Origin of the sequence: Prochlorococcus sp. MIT 1306 (assembly GCF_047304515.1) — a bacterium.
Classification (GTDB): domain Bacteria; phylum Cyanobacteriota; class Cyanobacteriia; order PCC-6307; family Cyanobiaceae; genus Prochlorococcus; species Prochlorococcus marinus_D.
Genome location: NZ_CP138959.1, coordinates 1,508,633 through 1,525,338 on the forward strand (window position 1 = coordinate 1,508,633; position 16,706 = coordinate 1,525,338).

Annotated in this window: 20 protein-coding genes; 8 read left to right on the top strand and 12 right to left on the bottom strand. The window is 51.8% G+C overall.

The window, feature by feature from the left end; translation table 11 throughout:
- The first annotated feature begins 11 nt into the window (after positions 1-11).
- Together SIB74_RS07605 and SIB74_RS07610 are read left to right on the top strand one after the other, a co-directional pair.
- Positions 12-362 carry a DUF1311 domain-containing protein gene (locus tag SIB74_RS07605; RefSeq protein ID WP_231906027.1) on the top strand — a complete coding sequence of 117 codons (351 nt, stop codon included), beginning with the start codon at positions 12-14 and terminating at the stop codon, positions 360-362.
- A gap of 270 nt (positions 363-632) precedes the next feature.
- Positions 633-1,073 carry a hypothetical protein gene (locus SIB74_RS07610; protein WP_063395563.1) on the top strand — a complete coding sequence of 147 codons (441 nt, stop codon included), beginning with the start codon at positions 633-635 and terminating at the stop codon, positions 1,071-1,073.
- A gap of 963 nt (positions 1,074-2,036) precedes the next feature.
- Here SIB74_RS07610 and SIB74_RS07615 read toward each other — a convergent pair.
- From SIB74_RS07615 to hisF, 3 genes are all read right to left on the bottom strand, one after another.
- Positions 2,037-2,387 (bottom strand): hypothetical protein, encoded by a 351-nt coding sequence (locus SIB74_RS07615; protein WP_063395648.1) that lies wholly within the window; start codon positions 2,385-2,387, stop codon positions 2,037-2,039.
- Positions 2,388-2,465: 78 nt separating this feature from the next.
- Positions 2,466-3,167, bottom strand: a complete 702-nt coding sequence (ubiE, locus tag SIB74_RS07620; protein WP_063395564.1) for a bifunctional demethylmenaquinone methyltransferase/2-methoxy-6-polyprenyl-1,4-benzoquinol methylase UbiE — start codon at positions 3,165-3,167, stop codon at positions 2,466-2,468.
- A 146-nt stretch (positions 3,168-3,313) separates the two neighbouring features.
- Positions 3,314-4,084, bottom strand: coding sequence for an imidazole glycerol phosphate synthase subunit HisF (gene hisF, locus SIB74_RS07625; protein ID WP_011826678.1), 771 nt, complete (start codon positions 4,082-4,084; stop codon positions 3,314-3,316).
- Between the two features lie 56 nt (positions 4,085-4,140).
- Here hisF and SIB74_RS07630 point away from each other — a divergent pair, with 56 nt between their 5' ends.
- From SIB74_RS07630 to SIB74_RS07640, 3 genes are read left to right on the top strand one after another with little or no spacing between them, the layout of a single operon-like run.
- Entirely contained in the window at positions 4,141-4,359 is a 219-nt protein-coding gene (locus tag SIB74_RS07630; RefSeq protein WP_063395565.1) for a DUF2862 domain-containing protein, read from the top strand.
- A gap of 10 nt (positions 4,360-4,369) precedes the next feature.
- Complete coding sequence (gene chlG, locus SIB74_RS07635; RefSeq protein WP_063395566.1) at positions 4,370-5,323, top strand: chlorophyll synthase ChlG; 954 nt, start codon at positions 4,370-4,372, stop codon at positions 5,321-5,323.
- Positions 5,320-7,296, top strand: coding sequence for a transglycosylase domain-containing protein (locus SIB74_RS07640; protein ID WP_063395567.1), 1,977 nt, complete (start codon positions 5,320-5,322; stop codon positions 7,294-7,296). Before chlG ends, SIB74_RS07640 begins: the two co-directional genes overlap by 4 nt.
- Before the next feature lie 6 nt (positions 7,297-7,302).
- Here the strand turns inward: SIB74_RS07640 and SIB74_RS07645 are convergent, their stop codons facing one another.
- On the bottom strand, positions 7,303-8,658 hold the full coding sequence (locus SIB74_RS07645; RefSeq protein ID WP_156486095.1) for a 16S rRNA (cytosine(967)-C(5))-methyltransferase: 1,356 nt from the start codon (positions 8,656-8,658) through the stop codon (positions 7,303-7,305).
- Positions 8,655-9,056 carry an MGMT family protein gene (locus tag SIB74_RS07650; RefSeq protein WP_063395569.1) on the bottom strand — a complete coding sequence of 134 codons (402 nt, stop codon included), beginning with the start codon at positions 9,054-9,056 and terminating at the stop codon, positions 8,655-8,657. Before SIB74_RS07650 ends, SIB74_RS07645 begins: the two co-directional genes overlap by 4 nt.
- Between SIB74_RS07650 and trmH the strand changes: the two genes are divergently transcribed.
- Entirely contained in the window at positions 9,055-9,744 is a 690-nt protein-coding gene (trmH, locus tag SIB74_RS07655; protein ID WP_063395570.1) for a tRNA (guanosine(18)-2'-O)-methyltransferase TrmH, read from the top strand. The genes SIB74_RS07650 and trmH overlap by 2 nt on opposite strands.
- A 51-nt stretch (positions 9,745-9,795) precedes the next feature.
- On the opposite strand, the gene SIB74_RS07660 is transcribed toward trmH, so the two are convergent.
- From SIB74_RS07660 to SIB74_RS07690, 7 genes are all read right to left on the bottom strand, one after another.
- Complete coding sequence (locus SIB74_RS07660; protein WP_063395571.1) at positions 9,796-10,020, bottom strand: hypothetical protein; 225 nt, start codon at positions 10,018-10,020, stop codon at positions 9,796-9,798.
- 63 nt (positions 10,021-10,083) lie between these two features.
- Entirely contained in the window at positions 10,084-10,899 is an 816-nt protein-coding gene (locus SIB74_RS07665; protein WP_074159127.1) for an ABC transporter permease, read from the bottom strand.
- A gap of 91 nt (positions 10,900-10,990) precedes the next feature.
- The gene (locus SIB74_RS07670) at positions 10,991-12,490 is read right to left on the bottom strand and encodes a sensor histidine kinase (RefSeq protein WP_063395650.1); all 1,500 of its coding nucleotides are present in this window, start codon (positions 12,488-12,490) and stop codon (positions 10,991-10,993) included.
- Between the two features lie 402 nt (positions 12,491-12,892).
- Positions 12,893-13,555 carry a type II secretion system protein J gene (locus SIB74_RS07675; protein ID WP_231906028.1) on the bottom strand — a complete coding sequence of 221 codons (663 nt, stop codon included), beginning with the start codon at positions 13,553-13,555 and terminating at the stop codon, positions 12,893-12,895.
- Positions 13,485-14,027, bottom strand: coding sequence for a GspH/FimT family protein (locus tag SIB74_RS07680; RefSeq protein WP_063395573.1), 543 nt, complete (start codon positions 14,025-14,027; stop codon positions 13,485-13,487). The genes SIB74_RS07675 and SIB74_RS07680 overlap by 71 nt, the downstream gene beginning before the upstream one ends.
- Positions 14,024-14,452 carry a hypothetical protein gene (locus SIB74_RS07685; protein WP_063395574.1) on the bottom strand — a complete coding sequence of 143 codons (429 nt, stop codon included), beginning with the start codon at positions 14,450-14,452 and terminating at the stop codon, positions 14,024-14,026. Before SIB74_RS07685 ends, SIB74_RS07680 begins: the two co-directional genes overlap by 4 nt.
- Positions 14,449-14,946: a hypothetical protein gene (locus tag SIB74_RS07690; protein ID WP_231906029.1), complete on the bottom strand. Its 498-nt coding sequence runs from the start codon at positions 14,944-14,946 to the stop codon at positions 14,449-14,451. The genes SIB74_RS07685 and SIB74_RS07690 overlap by 4 nt, the downstream gene beginning before the upstream one ends.
- Positions 14,947-15,314: 368 nt before the next feature.
- Between SIB74_RS07690 and SIB74_RS07695 the strand changes: the two genes are divergently transcribed.
- Entirely contained in the window at positions 15,315-15,779 is a 465-nt protein-coding gene (locus SIB74_RS07695; protein ID WP_063395575.1) for a pilin, read from the top strand.
- Positions 15,780-16,056: 277 nt separating this feature from the next.
- The gene (locus SIB74_RS07700) at positions 16,057-16,581 is read left to right on the top strand and encodes a type IV pilin protein (RefSeq protein WP_063395576.1); all 525 of its coding nucleotides are present in this window, start codon (positions 16,057-16,059) and stop codon (positions 16,579-16,581) included.
- Positions 16,582-16,706 lie beyond the last annotated feature (125 nt).

Below are 16,706 nucleotides of genomic sequence, written 5' to 3' on the forward strand. Positions count from 1 at the left end.
GCATGACATAATTGCCAAAAGCAACAGGCAAGGCAATGAAGCAAGTGTTCCCCTTACTCCCCTTAATTATATGGACAGTACTTGTCCCATCCAAGGCAAATGAGTTCAAGTGCCCAGGAGGCAACAACTATGAGCTGAGCTATTGCGCCTCCCAAGCCCTTAAACGTTCAAATAGCAGTTTAGAGTCTCAACTAAAAGCTTCAACCTTTGAGGCCTGGAAGAGTGCGATCGGTGAAGTTTGCGCCGAAGCATATGCTCCATACATCCAAGGTAAGATCTATCCGTTAATGCTCATGAGATGTGATGAGAACTTAAATCAAACACTTCTTGAAGAAATGAAGGGACTTGGTGAACGTCAATAGAGAAAAGAAAAGTATAAAATTATGCAGGGTATATATCGCCCGCTTTTATTTAGGCTTATCAAGCTCTATTCAAGAGTATTAGGCAGGGAGGAGGAAGACTATGAGCTGCCTAAATCCGTGAGTTAGCTTCTAACATAAATGATAAGTTCAAAAACCATTTGATATTTCTATTGACAAGGGCTTGATAGGATTGAAATGATTCCTCTACTCATCACACCAGCTTTTGGTGATCAGCTCTAGTGCTACGAGTAGGATGTTTGCTGGAATTCGATGACCCTCATGCCAAAACCCATAGAGTTCAAAGAATTCTACGAGCTTCTCAAGGCAGCAAAGAATGGCAACAAAAAGGGGAGAGAGAAATTAGAGTGGATCTTGGCAGAATATGAACATGCCGAAGGCTCTGAAAGTGCTTACGACGAATTAGGGCAGGTTTTTTGCCATATAGGGGTGATGGGTCTATATGACTACGCTGGTAGTGATGATATTCAATTTATTAGTCGCTTAGAGACATCTGTATGGGATTATCTGGAAGTAAGAATGGGAATGAGCTTAACTCAACATATGGTAGAAACAATGATAGAACATGCTAAACAACATGAGTTATCAACAAAAATGTGTGACAAATGGGACATATCAAGAGAAGAGCTAGCAGAGAATATGGAGGATTTAGCAGTGTATGTTGCCGAAGGAATTATAGAAGTTATCGATTAGGGTAAGTTATTAATATCATTGGAATTCTTTCTCTTCATCATTCGATCAGCTCATAAGTGCAACAGAACCCTTTATTCTGAACAAGAGTGAATATGCAAACAACAAACATCTCTCCTCAACATTGACCATACTTTGGAATGGTTGATCCTGTATTAATCATTAAACATTCCTAACAGTCATCGCATATTTTACCGATAAAAGATGATGGCAATAATGTTAGGGATATAGAGATTAATTTGTCCCATGCCGCCAACACATTCAAGATCAGAGCATAACTTCAACGCCTTCTGGCAAGGTGTGCTGCTTCAATAATGAACCGAGGCTATTTTTGGCACAATTCATTCACTACAATAAGGTTTGTTATTGTCTAACGAAAAAGCCAATAAGACATCTTGTGTTGCTATTCACAACCATTCTATTCACACCAGCAGCAATCGATGCAAATCAAGCTGAATGGCGCAGCGAGGTCACTCCAGGAGCTTGTTATTACCATCACAAGCACCAATTAATTTAGCCTGCTAAATGGCCAAATCCTGCAAGCAGAAGTGATTGATAGCTTTTATGATGGTTATTATTAGTGATCTCAAATGATCTTGTGGATATCAACAGGCGTGGAAAATGAAGTCTTGTTATCTTTACGGCAATCAGCCTATTCATGCCAGATATAAAGCTTGCTTTCGCTCCTCGAAACAGGAAGATTTTGCCAATTTAGTTTGGACGCTTACTTTGGGTAAGCGACAATTTTAAGTTGCGAAGATAATCCGATTTTTTTAACCTAGTAGAGGTTTTCTTCACCTGATTGAAGAATGTAAAACACCTGAGGGTGAAAGCTGATTTGAAACGAGACAAAAAGCCTGATCTCTCTGCCAAAAAGTCAACTGCTGGTTAAGCCAACTAGCAGACATGCTCATGCTCAGAAGAGGCACTTCACTCATCAAGACCTTCCTTGATGGCGTGAAAAACTCAACTGCTAAGAGCAAAACAGCGATCGAGGTGTGCAACAGCGCCATCACGGTTCGAGTAACTGCCGTTCAAACCCATCATTCCCAGCCAGAACCTGTCATCACCCTGAAACACCAGCACAGGCTTGGCTCCCCCACCATCATGGTCATCAAGGAGTGCCATGCACAACCGTTCAACCACAATCTGACCATTGGGGCGTGCCCGCACCCTGCGCAACAAAGAATCCACCTGCGAAAAGGGCACAAAGGTGGCCTGCTGAGAATCAGTCACCAAGATCAAGCCATCAAGCCACTGCACCTCCAAAAGCAAGTCCTTAATTGAGGAGAGAAGAGAAGGGAGAGGGAAGGCCACAGCGAACTGCGTCTTAATGTTTTCTTCATAAGTCATCGATCCGTCTTTTCGCAAGAGTCTTTTTGCTCGATCAGCTCATCAAGCGGTAAGCAGCAAGGCGCCCATCTGTCCCGCAGCCAGAGGCCGATGGCTCGCTGCGGCAAATCCCGCCTCCCGAGCCAGTCGCTCCTGAACCTCTCCCTTTGGGAACTGCTCCAAACTGGCCTCCAAATAGGCGTAATGCTCGCGCAAACCCACCTGGGCAGCCACTGGCACCACCAACCTTCTCAGATAAAACCGCTGAAAACGTGCTGCCAAGGACCCCTCGCCCATGCGATTGAAATCAAGGATTCCTGCCCGAGCACCAGGCCGCAAAAGGCGTCGAAGCTCTATTAACCCAGCGCCTGGATCCGCCAAATTGCGCAGGCCGTAAGCCATCACAGCACCGTCAAAACGATGGGAAGGCAAGCCAGTATCCAGAGCGTCTCCCTGCAACCAGGAGAGGGGCAGCCAAGGCTCAACCGCGGCGCGGCGCCTTGCCACGGCAAGAGGTGCCGCAGCCGCATCTAGCCCCAACACAGACCCTCCAGGTCGCAACCTGCGGGCCAATGCCAGTGCCAGATCACCAGTACCGCAGCAAAGGTCAAGCCAATGTTCACCTGGAAGCGGAGACAACCATGCCAATAACTGGCGTTTCCAGATGCGGTGCAAGCCAAGACTCAACAAGTCGTTAAGCCGGTCGTAATTAGGAGCGACCGCATCAAACAACTGCTCCACCGCCTGGGGGTCACCAGGCCTCATCAGAAGATTCCATCCAGGGGCGTGAACACTGCTTGGAGCAACTGCTGCGCCCAAGGGTGATCGATCAGCAACAAATCAAAAAGCACTCTCGCCAACAGAACTTCTGCCAAATTTAGGAGTGTGTTGCTGAACACAAAGACAAAGCCTCAGGCCTCAAGAGGCCGAATCGACAAACCTCGCATCAGCAGATCAGTCTTAATTTGCTCCACACTCAGCACGCCATCGTGAAGCAGAGAGGCCAACAATGCAGCTGAGGCCTTGCCAATCGTGAAGGCTTCTGCGATGTGATCCAGGCAACCTGCACCTCCCGAAGCGATTACAGGCACCGGCACCGCTTCCACGACTGCTCGCGTGAGCTCCAAGTCATAACCAGCCTGAGTTCCATCTCCATCCATTGAGGTCAACAGGATTTCACCAGCACCAAGTTCCGCTGCCTGCCGAGCCCAGCTCACAACATCCAAACCTGTGTTTTGGCGCCCTCCCTTGACAAAAACATCCCACCCCGAGCCCTCAGGACGACGTCGAGCATCGATGGCCACCACAATGCACTGACAGCCAAAACGGTCGGCTCCCTGCGCTACGAGATCTGGATCCCGCACAGCAGAGGAATTAAGACTCACCTTGTCGGCTCCGGCCCGAAGCAACTCTGTGATGCCATCCAAAGAGCTGATTCCCCCTCCAACTGTGAATGGAATGGTCACGGCCTCAGCAGTACGTCGAACTAATGCCACCAGCGTGGCCCGACCTTCATGGCTGGCAGCGATATCAAGAAACACCAACTCATCAGCTCCAGCCTGGCTATAGCGGCAGGCAAGCTCCACGGGATCACCCGCATCACGAAGGCCCACAAAGTTCACGCCCTTCACAACGCGACCATCAGCCACGTCAAGGCAAGGAATCAAACGAAGCGCGACCATTGGGATAAAGCAGTGACGACTGTTAAGGTTGCGCCACCTTCTAAGCCTTGCAGGCCATGTCCCAGGCTGCCACTTCCTACAGAATCGGCTCCAAGGTCCGAGTCTCTCGCGTTCGCGATCGCATTCCAGCCAAAATGGTCGAGCTGCTCAAGAAATCTGACGTTGGCAGGGTCACCGGCTACAAAATGACTGACGGCATGGGCATTGGCTTGGTCGTGGAACTTAGCGATGGCACTGTCAGCTGGTTCTTTGACGACGAAGTTACCTCCGCCTGAGACGCCTGCCGTGAGCGACGCTCGCCAACTCCTTGGCATCAAAGGTGCCTCTGGCACCACCAACATCTGGAAGCTGCGTCTGCAGCTCATGAAGCCTGTCACCTGGATCCCACTGCTCTGGGGGGTGATTTGTGGAGCAGCTGCCAGTGGTCAATACCAATGGCGCCTACCAGATGTGCTTGCAGCCGCGGCCTGCATGGTCATGAGTGGCCCGCTTCTAACCGGTTACACCCAAACCATCAACGACTACTACGATCGCGAGATCGATGCAATCAATGAGCCCTATAGGCCGATTCCCTCCGGGGCCATCCCGCTGACACAAGTCAAGCTTCAGATCTGGATGCTGCTTCTCGGTGGTCTTGCAGTTGCCTATGGCTTAGATCGTTGGGCTGAACACACCACTCCCGTTGTGCTGTTTCTTGCCCTAGGCGGCTCATTTGTGAGCTTCATTTATTCAGCCCCACCTCTCAAGCTGAAACAAAACGGTTGGATAGGAAACTACGCGCTTGGTGCCAGCTACATCGCCCTGCCATGGTGGGCTGGTCAGGCGCTGTTCGGACAACTGACTTGGACCACAGCACTGCTAACACTTGCCTATAGCTTGGCTGGTCTTGGTATTGCCGTCATCAACGATTTCAAGAGTGTAGAGGGAGATCGAGCCCTCGGTCTTCAATCCCTGCCAGTTGTCTTTGGAATCAAAAAGGCCAGCTGGATCAGTGCAGGAATGATCGACATCTTCCAGCTCGCGATGGTTGTTGTTCTGATCGCCATTGGCCAGCATTTTGCCTCAGTCGTTTTGATCTTATTGATCATTCCCCAGATCACATTCCAAGACATCTGGTTACTGCGTGATCCCCTGGCCTTTGATGTGAGATATCAGACCAGTGCTCAACCATTCCTAATCCTTGGCATGTTGGTTACTGCTCTAGCCATAGGCCATAGCCCATTAACACAGGGGATGTGACTCGCAAGCGCCGTCACTGGATTGTTATTGCAGGTAGTGCTGTCGCCATCGGGTGTGTCGCAGCCTTGGCTGAAAGGACTCTCACTGATGCCTTGGATTCGGTTCTGCCCGATGCCCGGCGGATTTCCAACTTCAACCGGCCAGGCACCATCACGCTGCTCTCCACTGATGGGCAGGTGATCCAAAAGCTTGGTCCCGCGACCCGCGAGAAGGTTGAGCAAGACAAGATGCCTCTGCTTGTGGAGCAAGCCTTCGTCGCGGCAGAAGACCGCCGCTTTTACTACCACAATGGCTTGGATATCTGGGGTGTCAGCCGAGCCCTGGTGACAAACCTCCGCCAGGGTTCCGTGAGGGAAGGTGCCAGCACCATCACTCAGCAACTTGCTCGAACCGTATTCCTGAGTCAGGAACGAACCCTGCCGCGCAAACTCAAAGAAGCTGCTCTGGCCTACAAGCTGGAGCGACAGCTCAGCAAACAGCAAATCCTTGAGCAGTATCTGAATTACGTCTACTTGGGCTCAGGTGCTTACGGCGTAGCCGATGCAGCCTGGGTGTACTTCTCTAAATCCCCCAATCAACTCACACTGCCGGAAGCCGCTCTAATCGCTGGCATGCCCCCTGCTCCCTCAGTGTATTCACCACTGGTCAACCAGAAAATCGCCCTAGAACGCCGCGCAATTGTCCTTAAACGAATGCAGCAGGCCGGATTTATCTCTGCCAAAGAAGCCGATGCAGCTCGCAACAGCCCCCTCAATCTCAAGCCAGCGATCCCGAAGTACTTCAACAGCAGCGCACCATTTTTCACAAGCTGGGTAGCCCAGCAACTCCCCAATCTGCTCACCCCAGAGCAACTAGAAGTGGGTGGACTCAAGATTCACACCAGCCTCAATCTAGCTTGGCAAAAGCAAGCCCAAGAGGTGATCCGCAAATACGCCCCCGGGAACACAGAGGGTTCCATGGTGTCTATCGAACCAAGCACAGGTGAAGTGCGGGTGATGGTAGGAGGCAAAAACTTCAATGCCAGCCAATTCAATCGAGCAACACAGGCTCTGCGTTCACCTGGCTCCACCTTCAAGCTTTTTCCCTATGCAGCAGCCATCAACGCCGGCATCAAGCCAGAGGACAAGGTTGTGGACGCGAAACGCTGCTGGAGAGGATATTGCCCAAAGAACTTCGGCAACAAATACCTGGGATCAGTGGCACTCGCTGATGCCCTGAGATACTCCCTAAACACTGTTGCAGTCCAACTACTAGACAAGGTGGGCTTTGATGCCGTGATCAGCATGGCCAATAATCTTGGCATCGGCACCACTCGCCCATTGGGCAAGTACTATCCGCTCGCTATTGGGGCCTACGAGCAAACAGTGCTCGACATGACGGCAGCCTATGCCGCAGTAGCCAACCGGGGCATTTACATGAAGCCCACGCCATTTGAAGAGATCCGAGGCCCAGACGACGAGGTGATCTGGAACCATCGATTCGAAGGCTACAAAGGTCGTCGAGCCCTCGACAGCGACGTAGCAGACACCATGAACTGGATGCTCCAGCGCGTTGTCAGCAGTGGAACGGGAGTTGCGGCATCCCTCGGTGACCGGCCGGTGGCGGGCAAAACCGGCACATCGGAAGGTGCCCGTGACCTCTGGTTCATTGGCTCAATACCACAACTAACAACCGCCGTATGGTTTGGCTACGACAACAACCGAAAGACATCTGGCGGCAGTGGTGATGCTGCATGGGCCTGGAAGCAGTTCATGACCAAGATCCAAGACAATTTTGAGGTGCAACCCTTCCCACCAAAGCCAGTTATGAACCGCACCTTTAGGCCACCAGGCAAAACGAGAAGCAAACCAAAGAACGGCAGCGAGGATGCTGCCAAAGACCAAGATCAAACCCAGGGACCTCCACCCAGATACATCGCACCGCCAGGGGGACCACCGCTCAATGAAAACTTCGAGCCAATGCCTTTTCCCTGATCAGGCTCAGCTGAGATCCAACACAGCTGAATAAAAACCATCACCACCATGCTCAGGATCAGGCCATAGTTGCTGTTCCTGAGACAAGCTCAATTCAGGATGCCGACCAAGGAAGGCCTCGATCTGATCAAAGTTCTCGGCCGGATGGATGGTGCAAGTGGCATAAACCAACCGGCCTCCAGAGCTAAGCAGAGGCAGAAGGCCTTCAAGCAGCTTGGACTGCAAGATCACCAGCCCCTCAACCTGCAACGGAGTGACTCGCCAACGTGCGTCCGCATGACGGGCCAAAGTACCTAAACCAGAACATGGCGCATCTACAAGAATGCGCTGGAAGGATCCTCGCCAGCTTGGCTTCACCGCCAACAGATTCGTGGCATCTGCGACTAGAGCATTGAGGCAGTCACCCCCCAAGCGAGCAGCATTATCCGCCAAGCGCTTGAGTCGACCAGCGGAACGATCCACAGCCCACACCTCTCCCGAACCACCCATCAGCTCAACAAGATGAGTGACCTTACCCCCTGGTGCTGCGCAGGCATCAAGAATCCGCTCCCCAGGCTGTGGCCCCAACAGCGGTGCGACCAACTGTGCAGAGCGATCCTGCACACACCAATGTCCTTGCTGATAGCCAGGCCACTGGCTTAGGTCAACAGCACTACCAGTCACCATCAAACCATCAGGGCAGCTCTCGATCGGAGTGCTCTCCACTCCAATAGCCTCAAGCGCCAGCCTTACCTTCTCACGGCTTGTACGACGTCGATTGATGCGCAGATCAAGTGTTGGCACCTGGTTGCTGGCGCGAGCAAACAGCTCAGCTCCCACCTCGCCACGCCAAACAAGTAGCTGCTCCACCAACCACAACGGTAGAGATTCCGCTTGAGCCAACCGCGCTGCAGTGTCCTCTGGCTCGTTGAGCACCATACCGGCATCGCGTGCACGCAATGCCGCCCGCAAAATGCCATTCACCACCGGAGCTAATTTGGCAAGCTTGCCGGTCTTAGCAAGTTCAACGCTGGTGTTCACTGCCGCTGCGGCTGGAATCCGCTGCATACGCAAAATCTGATAGAGCCCCAAATGCAGCAACCAACGCAGCACTGGTGGCTGCTTGCAAGCAGGCACCTTGCCGAGACGATCCAACCAAGCATCGAGCCATTGCCGTTGACGGATTGCGCCATAAGCCAATTCCATGACCAGGCCACGGTCGGCACCGCTCATGGGGTTCTGACGAAGAGCTCGTTCGAGAGCGACATCTGCATAGGCTCCTGCCGCCACTGCCTGCAAAAGCTCCCATGCCACCCGCCGCGGCAGCAGTCCCGGTACAGGTAAAGATCCATCAGCGGCAGCAACGGAAGAAGACAACGTCAATGGTTGTCCTGGGCTGAGACGAACCTTCCAGAGCTAACGCCTTCCTGAGCCGTTGCCAACACAAGGCCCTCATCAATCAACTGCGGCCGCCAAAGATGCTGTCTTAAGGGCAAATGACCCTCGGCATCCACGAGGATTCCTTCAGCGATCAACATCTGCCGCTGCATCCAGTCAGATCCTTCGCGGCTCAAACTCATCGAAATCATCCCTTTCGCATTCACCACTCGATGCCAAGGAACCTTGGATGGCAAAGGTAATCGACGCATAGCCCAACCCACCTGACGGGCACATCCGTAGGCACCGATCAACTCAGCAATCTGACCATAGGTCGCTAACTGACCGAAAGGGATGAGGGACACGGCATCCCATACCCTCAAGTCAAAAGACGCTTGGCCCATGCCTCTGCTGCCTCGCCGATTTGATCGTCTCAAGGCTGTTCTGGATTGCCGAATGGCAGATCTGACGGTTCTACTTGAGCACGTGGAAAAGCCCCACAACCTCTCAGCCATTCTGCGCAGCTGCGATGCGGTGGGTGTCCTGGAAGCCCATGCAGTGAACTATTCAGGACGTCTGCCCACCTTCAACAGTACCGCCCAGGGAAGCCAAAAGTGGATACCGCTCAAGGAACACAGCAGCATCGAAGTGGCCGTCAAGGCGATTAAGGAAAGTGGCTTTCGGCTTTATGGAACCCATCTAGGTGGAAGTGCACGCGACTACCGCGACTGCGACTTCTGCGAACCTACAGCCTTCGTCCTGGGAGCTGAGAAATGGGGCCTTAGTGAGCTTGCGAAACCATTGATGGATGAAGGAATCTTCATCCCAATGTGCGGCATGGTGCAGTCGTTGAATGTTTCGGTAGCAGCAGCAACCTTGCTATTTGAGGCCCTACGTCAACGACGGCTGGCTGGTATCGCACCTCAAGCCGGCGAAGGCCTAGAACCAGCGCTTTATCAACAACGCCTATTTGAGTGGGCCTATCCAGAAGTTGCAGCATGGTGCCAGCAGGAAGGCAGGTCATATCCTGCCCTTAACGATCAAGGCGAAATCCAAGGAAGCCTCCCCCGCAACGTGAGATTGCGCTGTTAAGCAACCAGCTAACACTCAAAATGGCATCTGAACATCTTTGCTTGCATGCGATCAATTGATCCCAAGTTGGTTTTGACGTGCCGCGGGAAGACGCAAGCCAATCAGCAAGACAATGCTTTCCAGCAAAATGTTTTGGCCTATAAACAGCACAACCATGGCCAAGCCGATCGCTAGCATCTGCTCAAGCAGACCGATCACATCATCAGGATTTCGGCGCCCGGAGACCCAAAGGAAGATCATCAGCGCCAGCAAGATCAATGTGATCCACCAGGGCATGGCTTGAAGCAAAGACTTCCCCCAGTGTGGCCCTCCAAAGGATGCAATGGGAGTGATCTGTCATCAGGCAGTCGACTCATCGAGACCACTCACCCATGCCTCCAGCCCCTCACCAAGGAATGAGAGTCCCAGCACCAATACGAACATAGCTAGGCCTGGATAGAGAGCAGTCCACCAAATCCCAGTTGGCACTGCTGCCAGAGCCATATTCAGATCACTCCCCCATTCAGGCACGGTTTCCGGCAGTCCCAGGCCGAGAAAACCAAGGCCACCAAGCACCAAAACCGCATCAGCAGCATTCATGGTCAGCAGGACTGGCACGGATGTGATCACATTGCGAAGCAGGTATTTGCGCAAGATCCAAATGGGGCCAGCACCGAGGGAACGGGCAGCCTCTACAAACAGTTCTGCTTTTACCTGGGCTGTTTGGTTACGAACCACGCGGAAGTACTGGGGCACATAAACAACACAAAGGGCTGCGGCCGCATTGGGAATACCCCGTCCAAGCAAAAAAGCCAAGACCACAGAAAGCAAGAGCACCGGCAAGGTGTAGAGGGTGTCCATCACCAACACCAACATGCGATCAAAAGCACCTCCGAGGTAGCCACTCATCATCCCTAAGGGCACCCCCACCAACACAGCCAAGGTCACCGCAAGAAGAACAACCTGCAAAGCCACGCCACTGCCCTCCATGGTGCGAACACATACGTCTCGTCCGAGACGATCAGTTCCGCACCAATGCCCCCATGAAGGAGGCGCATAAATGAGATTATCAAGACCAGCGTTGGCCTCAGGCAAAACACCCACCATCACCAACAAGGGGGTGATTAAGGCCACCAACAGATAGATGGCAACAATCACCATCCCCCAGCGCGCCATGCGAGTCGACAAGGTCATTCGTGACAGCCGCAAAGACGAAAGGTCAAAGCTCACTGCTGAGGAAGGAGACAGAACAGTCTCTGCATTGTTGCTAAGGCGTCTGACAACGTTGCAACTCAATCACAAAGATCGCTCCACCATCAGCAGCATTCTCAACCCAAACGCGGCCTCCCATCCGCTTCACCAACGAGCGCACAAGGGCCAGGCCAACGCCACTGCCAGGTTGTTGTGCCGTGTTACTGCCGCGCTGAAACTGCTCAAAAATCAGCTCCTGATCAGCCTCTGGTACCCCGGGGCCATGATCTCGAACTTGCAATCTCACATGCTCATGCGTGCTAATGCAGCTCAATTCGACTCGCTTGTCTTCTGGGCTGTACTTGAAAGCGTTCTCAATCAAATTGCCAAGACACTGAACGACCCTGTCGTGATCACCAAGAGCCCAGATCTGATCAATACCGTGTGAACTCGATTGCATTTTCAAGCGAGCCTCATGATCACCTTGGTTCAGCAAAAGCACCTGCTCTAAGGTCTCACATGCGGAAAAAGGCTCTGATGTCATCACCAGAGTGCCAGACTCATCACGTGCAACATCTAATAGATCAGTGATTAACCTTCCGAGACGACGAGTCTCATCATCAATGATCGTCAATTGATGCCGCTGATCTTCACTAAGGTTTCCTGATCGGCGCAAAACCCTGGAGCTGTAGCCAGTAATCAAAGTAATCGGTGTACGTAGCTCATGGCTGAGGGCATTAGCAAACTTGCGCTGACGATTCCAAGACTCAGCTAAACGATCCAAGAGCGAATTAAATGAACTGGCAAGAGGCTTAAGCTCAAGAGGTTCATGTTCTAGCTCGCAACGATGATCATCCAGAGATCCTGATGATACTGATTCAATTACGCCGCCAAAGCGCTGCAGAGGCTCCAATCCTGTTCGAATGCCTGCGCGCGTGAGGAACAAGGTCACCATCGAAGCAATCGAAGCAGCCAGAATAATAATCAAGGTTAGAATTTCTTGCTGACGAATCTGCCGAGTAACATCTTCTAGCAGATAAATATTCCATGTATTACCATGCAACTTAATTTCATCTTTGGCGATTGAATAGTGACCTGAATCACCATCGACAAGGATGGGTCCATATTGCGAATCACCATCTTGATTCTGCAAATAGCGAAGCGCTAGAACCCTGCCAAGGCTCACATTACTATTCACATCAGGCTTCACCAAGCCAGCCTCAAATCCCTTGGGATGCATCCAAAGCACAAGACGAAAAGATGAGAAATTGCTGAGCAATCGCTTCAGCAACAATGGATCAATACTTGCCCCAGAGGCTGATGCGGGGTCGGAGCGAAGGATGGAATCCTTCGACTTTCTAAGCACAGCCTTGGCATATTCAAGAGCTTCTAGTTGACTCTGCCGGCGCTGTTCAGCGGGGAGCTGAACGTTAAATAACAGCAATAGCCCATATCCCAGCAACACAGCCATCAGGCTGGTGCGCTCTAGAACGCGGCGGATCGAATAGGGCGGACTCCTAAGGTTGACCCAGGCCCCTCTTACTCTTAATGATTTGCCAAGACGGTTAATGTCCACCAAGAACTCATCCCTGGGTACTAGATAGCTTTGCCGTTCTCAACGACTACAGTAGTGACCGGGATCATTCATCCCTGTGATTTAGCTCACACTCCCATAGAGGGGAAGGATCTAAGCTTAAAAAGTTTGCCAAATTGTTTTTCCTAATACTGTGATCATTCAACCCTAAATTCCTTTCCCCCTTGACGCAACCCTTCAAATGAAGGGTGTTACTGGCATCCCAAATTCCGCACAAAGAGTATTGCGGGCAAGTCATGCTGAGAGCAATTTAAGCATCATTAATATCGAATATTTGCGTCTCAACAATTTACATCTGATCCGAATACAACATCGATACAAGCAAAGTTGACTGAGCCTGACATGCTTTTTGCATACGCCAATCAATCAGCAACGTGCAGGGCATCAAGCAGAGGCCGCTGAACGGATGCGCTGCATCTTCCCGTTAGGAGCCTGAAACTGCTGCTCCAGTTCAAGGCGCAACACCGACAGAAGAGGATCCGGACGAGCCACAAAACCAAGCTCCCCATGACTGAGCGAGGCAGGCAAGCCATCGATCAGCACACGGTTCTGGAAGCCGCCTGCGAGGTTAGGCTCGCCGTTGATGTCAAACGCCGGGCCACAGCGCATCAACACCTGGCTGCGCCAGATCGGCGATGGAGCAGAGCCAACCGAGTAGATGATGGCCCGTCGACGGGCTTCGGGATCATCTTGTGCTGTAGCGATTGCCAACACAGGCTGACGACCGGCCAAGGAACAAGGCCAAAGGTTGGAGATTGGCGGATCAGCCAGCCAGCCATAGCCGCGCGCCAAGTCAGCCTTGATCAACATCAGGGTGCGTTGCTGAAGGCTCCGCTCACGCAGGCGCTGGGCCATTGCCTGACCAAGGGAAAGATCTCTAATGATCACGCCAAGGGCCATCGCAATAAACACCATCCCCACACTGATCACCAGCATCAGCTCCACCAAGGTGAAGCCATCAAAACCGTCATTGCCTTTAGAGCGCTTCATCAGGTAAACAACGTGAACTGCTAAGACCAATTGCTGGATCGAGGGGATCGCCGTCATAACGGCCAACACGGCTCACGCCCAAGGGCAGGCTGATCACCAAACAGCGTCGGTAAGGGCTGTGAAGGCTGCCCAAAACAACGGTTCCACCATCCAACGTCAAACCATTCGCCGCAAAGCGCATCAGCTGAGGCAAGTTGCTCTGCCAAGTCAGTGGCACTGCAGCGAATGGTTCCTGCAGGCTCAATCGAGAGGACACACACGCTGGCAACTCACTAACAAGCGGCTTCTGCCAAACCTCAGCAGAAACACGCAACCCACAAGGCTGCCGCTGACTTAAAGCAAACAGTCGAGCGCGCTCCAAGCCAAGCTGCAGTCGTCGAGCAGCAACATCCACCTGCAAACGATGGCGGTACTCACCAGCATTCACCAGGCTGAAGCCAGCCAGAACTGCCAGGATCGAGAGAATCAGCAACAGCTCCAACAAGCTGAATCCCTGCTCAGCAGGGACTGCATAGGACAAACGGCTCATGGCTGCGCCGTCAGACTGGGCCTGCACCAACCAGTCCCCGCGGGCGTAAGCAACTGGCGACGTCGAAGCGGCTCAACAAGCGACCCCTTAGGCGGATGAGCCTCAATCTCAAGCCAAAGTCCAGCCCCATAAGCTTGCCAATGCCGCTCAAGCCCATCCGGCAAAAGCAAAGCCATATCTGCTGAACGAGACACGGCGGCAAGATCAAAACGGCAACTGCCGTTAGCAGTAAGCAGCTCAGAACCATGGCCAACAGCTGACAACCAGCGCTGGCCGGCCAACAACTGCAACTCAACAGACTCAAGCTGCTCCTCTTTGAGCCAACCAACATGAGCAACCAGGCTGGCCTGCCCCCAAACGTGCAGTCCGCTCGTTGCCGTGCCAGCCAACAAGAGTGAAGCCACCATCAGCTCGGACAAACTCATGGCCTTTCCTGCTCAAGGGTGACCAGAGGTCGCATCGCACCAACCTCACGCACAACAGGGCCATCAGGGTCTAATGCGAGCAGAAACGCAGCTCGAGCACCAGCGGAAAGACGCAGCCTCAAGCGACCTTTGTCACCACTGGGAACCCAATCGACCAAGAACCAAACGTCTTCGCCGATCAAGCCTTGTTGCAGATGGCCGGGATCAGCATCAGCGCATTGGGAGCCCAAATCCTTCCAACTGCTGGAAGGCCAAGTGAGAAGGCAGGCGTGGGAATCTGTAGCCAGCTGTGCGAAGTGCTGCGCAGCGGAGCGAAGCTGATCGGCGCGCATCCGCTCAGCCGTGCTGATGCGCGTGTGACTACGGCTCAGGAGCGCAAGCGAAAATAGCGAAGTGCTGCCAAGTAAAATCACCAAGGCAGCCGAAAGCGCCAGGGGCAACACCAAGCCAGCAGTGGTGCTTTGACAACAGCCCCGCTGGCGATAGGAAGTCATCTCAAAACAACAACTACGACAAGGATTCCCCGCCGCCGTAGGCAAGCGGCAATCACAGACGATGAAGACCTTGATCAGCAAGAGGCCAGCAGATCAATCCTGCAACAGCCTGCTCAACAAGGCGTTGAAATCAATCAACAACATGAGCAATCGGCAAACAAGCTTCGAATTGATAAAACCTGAGGGCCAGAGGCGAGAGCAGATCAGCTCAGGGGCAAAAGCATGAAAAGAAGCATCTTGGGCCAACAGTTAACGAGCCTCTAAGACAGCTCAAAGAGAACTCTCAGAGAAGCCTTAGACGATCCTTCACCACAAAATCGCCATATCAAGGCAATATGATGAGACCAGTATTGAAATCGCATATCACCATGAGCATCCTCAACCAACAGCTAAAGCTTGCGCTGTTGAGACGCCAGAAGGAAGCTAGCGCTTTTCAGCAAGGCTTCACCCTGGTGGAGCTGATGATCGTGATTGTGATCGTTGGCATCCTGAGTGCGGTTGCCCTACCGCAATTCACCGGGATTAAAGAAAAAGCTGAGCTCAACACACAACTAGGTGAAGGAGCTGGACTTGCCAAGGAATGTGCCGCAGCGATCATCACCGATGGGCCATATCCAGCTAATTACCCCCCCACATCAACAGGCCTAACAATCGCAGATAATTGCAATGGCGGAGATACAACAAAAGCACCTACAAAAAATATCACTTACGTAACCGAGTCTGATGCTGTTGGTGGTAGAGCAAAATGCAACGGCAAAGCATTAACGGCGGGTCAAAAATGCACGATCACTGTAGACAAAGACAGCGGGCAAATCACCCAAGCAGCAAGCTGAATCTAACCATAACAACTACAAGGAGTAGTTACACATAAGCCATCAATAAAAGCAGTCAATCCAATTAGCACAATTACATATTTAGCGAAGACCTAAATCTTTCTCTAAAGGTTTAGGTCGAAAAGTGCTGGCAAAAGGTCAACATGGCCAAGAGATAATAAATACGAGCTTTATGCGTAAAGCATTTTCTGCATAAAACTCTCAATCACTTCTCAGATTTTTCTAAGTCTTGTGTAAAAAAAGACTAATAAGGTGAGACAGGTAGAGAAAACTTCACATGAAGCTTCTTCCAAGCCAAATAAACAACAAGGAGAGCAAGGCCTTTACGCTAATTGAGGTGCTTATGACGCTAGTAATCATAGGGATCCTTAGCGCCATTGCGTTACCAAATTACTTCAATCAAGTGCAAAGAGCGAAGCAGAACGAGGCGGTCTCAACTCTTGCTCAGATACAAAATACTCTGGCAGCTTATATCGATGAGTTCAATAAAATCCCCACTGGTTGGGCAGAACTCAATGATATCGCAGCGATCATGACAACCAACGGGCCGGCAAGTCTTTCCACTTTCGGTTCAATCAATCTGCCTGGAGACAATTACACAGTAAGCCGCACAGACAATGGAGACAACAATAGCTACTTCGAATTCACTGCAAAGCCAACTAGTGAAAATACAGAAATCGCCAAGTTAAATGTAATGGCTTGCATTGACCTTGCAACGGGCGCTAGCGATATAAAACAAGGAAGAAAAGACAGCAAAAACGCAATTAGCGACGCTGATCTTGTCTGCAAAGGAGGTGGCTGATGCCTAAGATTAAAAGATCATTACTACATCATAACCTCTGGTATTCTCGGCAGAGAAAAGCGCCTAGTGGAGAAGAAGGTTTAGCCTTATTGTTAGCATTGCTAACAGGTTTAACTTTACTGACT

What these genes read in the sequence shown, in the direction of transcription:
- SIB74_RS07660 (WP_063395571.1), bottom strand. Translation starts at nt 10,020, where the DNA reads ATGCCCTGGTGGATCACATTGATCTTGCTGGCGCTGATGATCTTCCTT.
- ubiE (WP_063395564.1), bottom strand. Translation starts at nt 3,167, where the DNA reads ATGAGGCCTGGTGACCCCCAGGCGGTGGAGCAGTTGTTTGATGCGGTC.
- SIB74_RS07610 (WP_063395563.1), top strand. Translation starts at nt 633, where the DNA reads ATGACCCTCATGCCAAAACCCATAGAGTTCAAAGAATTCTACGAGCTT.
- SIB74_RS07675 (WP_231906028.1), bottom strand. Translation starts at nt 13,555, where the DNA reads ATGACGGCGATCCCCTCGATCCAGCAATTGGTCTTAGCAGTTCACGTT.
- SIB74_RS07680 (WP_063395573.1), bottom strand. Translation starts at nt 14,027, where the DNA reads ATGAGCCGTTTGTCCTATGCAGTCCCTGCTGAGCAGGGATTCAGCTTG.
- SIB74_RS07690 (WP_231906029.1), bottom strand. Translation starts at nt 14,946, where the DNA reads ATGACTTCCTATCGCCAGCGGGGCTGTTGTCAAAGCACCACTGCTGGC.
- hisF (WP_011826678.1), bottom strand. Translation starts at nt 4,084, where the DNA reads ATGGTCGCGCTTCGTTTGATTCCTTGCCTTGACGTGGCTGATGGTCGC.
- SIB74_RS07665 (WP_074159127.1), bottom strand. Translation starts at nt 10,899, where the DNA reads ATGGCGCGCTGGGGGATGGTGATTGTTGCCATCTATCTGTTGGTGGCC.
- SIB74_RS07695 (WP_063395575.1), top strand. Translation starts at nt 15,315, where the DNA reads ATGAGCATCCTCAACCAACAGCTAAAGCTTGCGCTGTTGAGACGCCAG.
- SIB74_RS07685 (WP_063395574.1), bottom strand. Translation starts at nt 14,452, where the DNA reads ATGAGTTTGTCCGAGCTGATGGTGGCTTCACTCTTGTTGGCTGGCACG.
- SIB74_RS07630 (WP_063395565.1), top strand. Translation starts at nt 4,141, where the DNA reads ATGTCCCAGGCTGCCACTTCCTACAGAATCGGCTCCAAGGTCCGAGTC.
- SIB74_RS07700 (WP_063395576.1), top strand. Translation starts at nt 16,057, where the DNA reads ATGAAGCTTCTTCCAAGCCAAATAAACAACAAGGAGAGCAAGGCCTTT.
- trmH (WP_063395570.1), top strand. Translation starts at nt 9,055, where the DNA reads ATGCCTCTGCTGCCTCGCCGATTTGATCGTCTCAAGGCTGTTCTGGAT.
- SIB74_RS07650 (WP_063395569.1), bottom strand. Translation starts at nt 9,056, where the DNA reads ATGGGCCAAGCGTCTTTTGACTTGAGGGTATGGGATGCCGTGTCCCTC.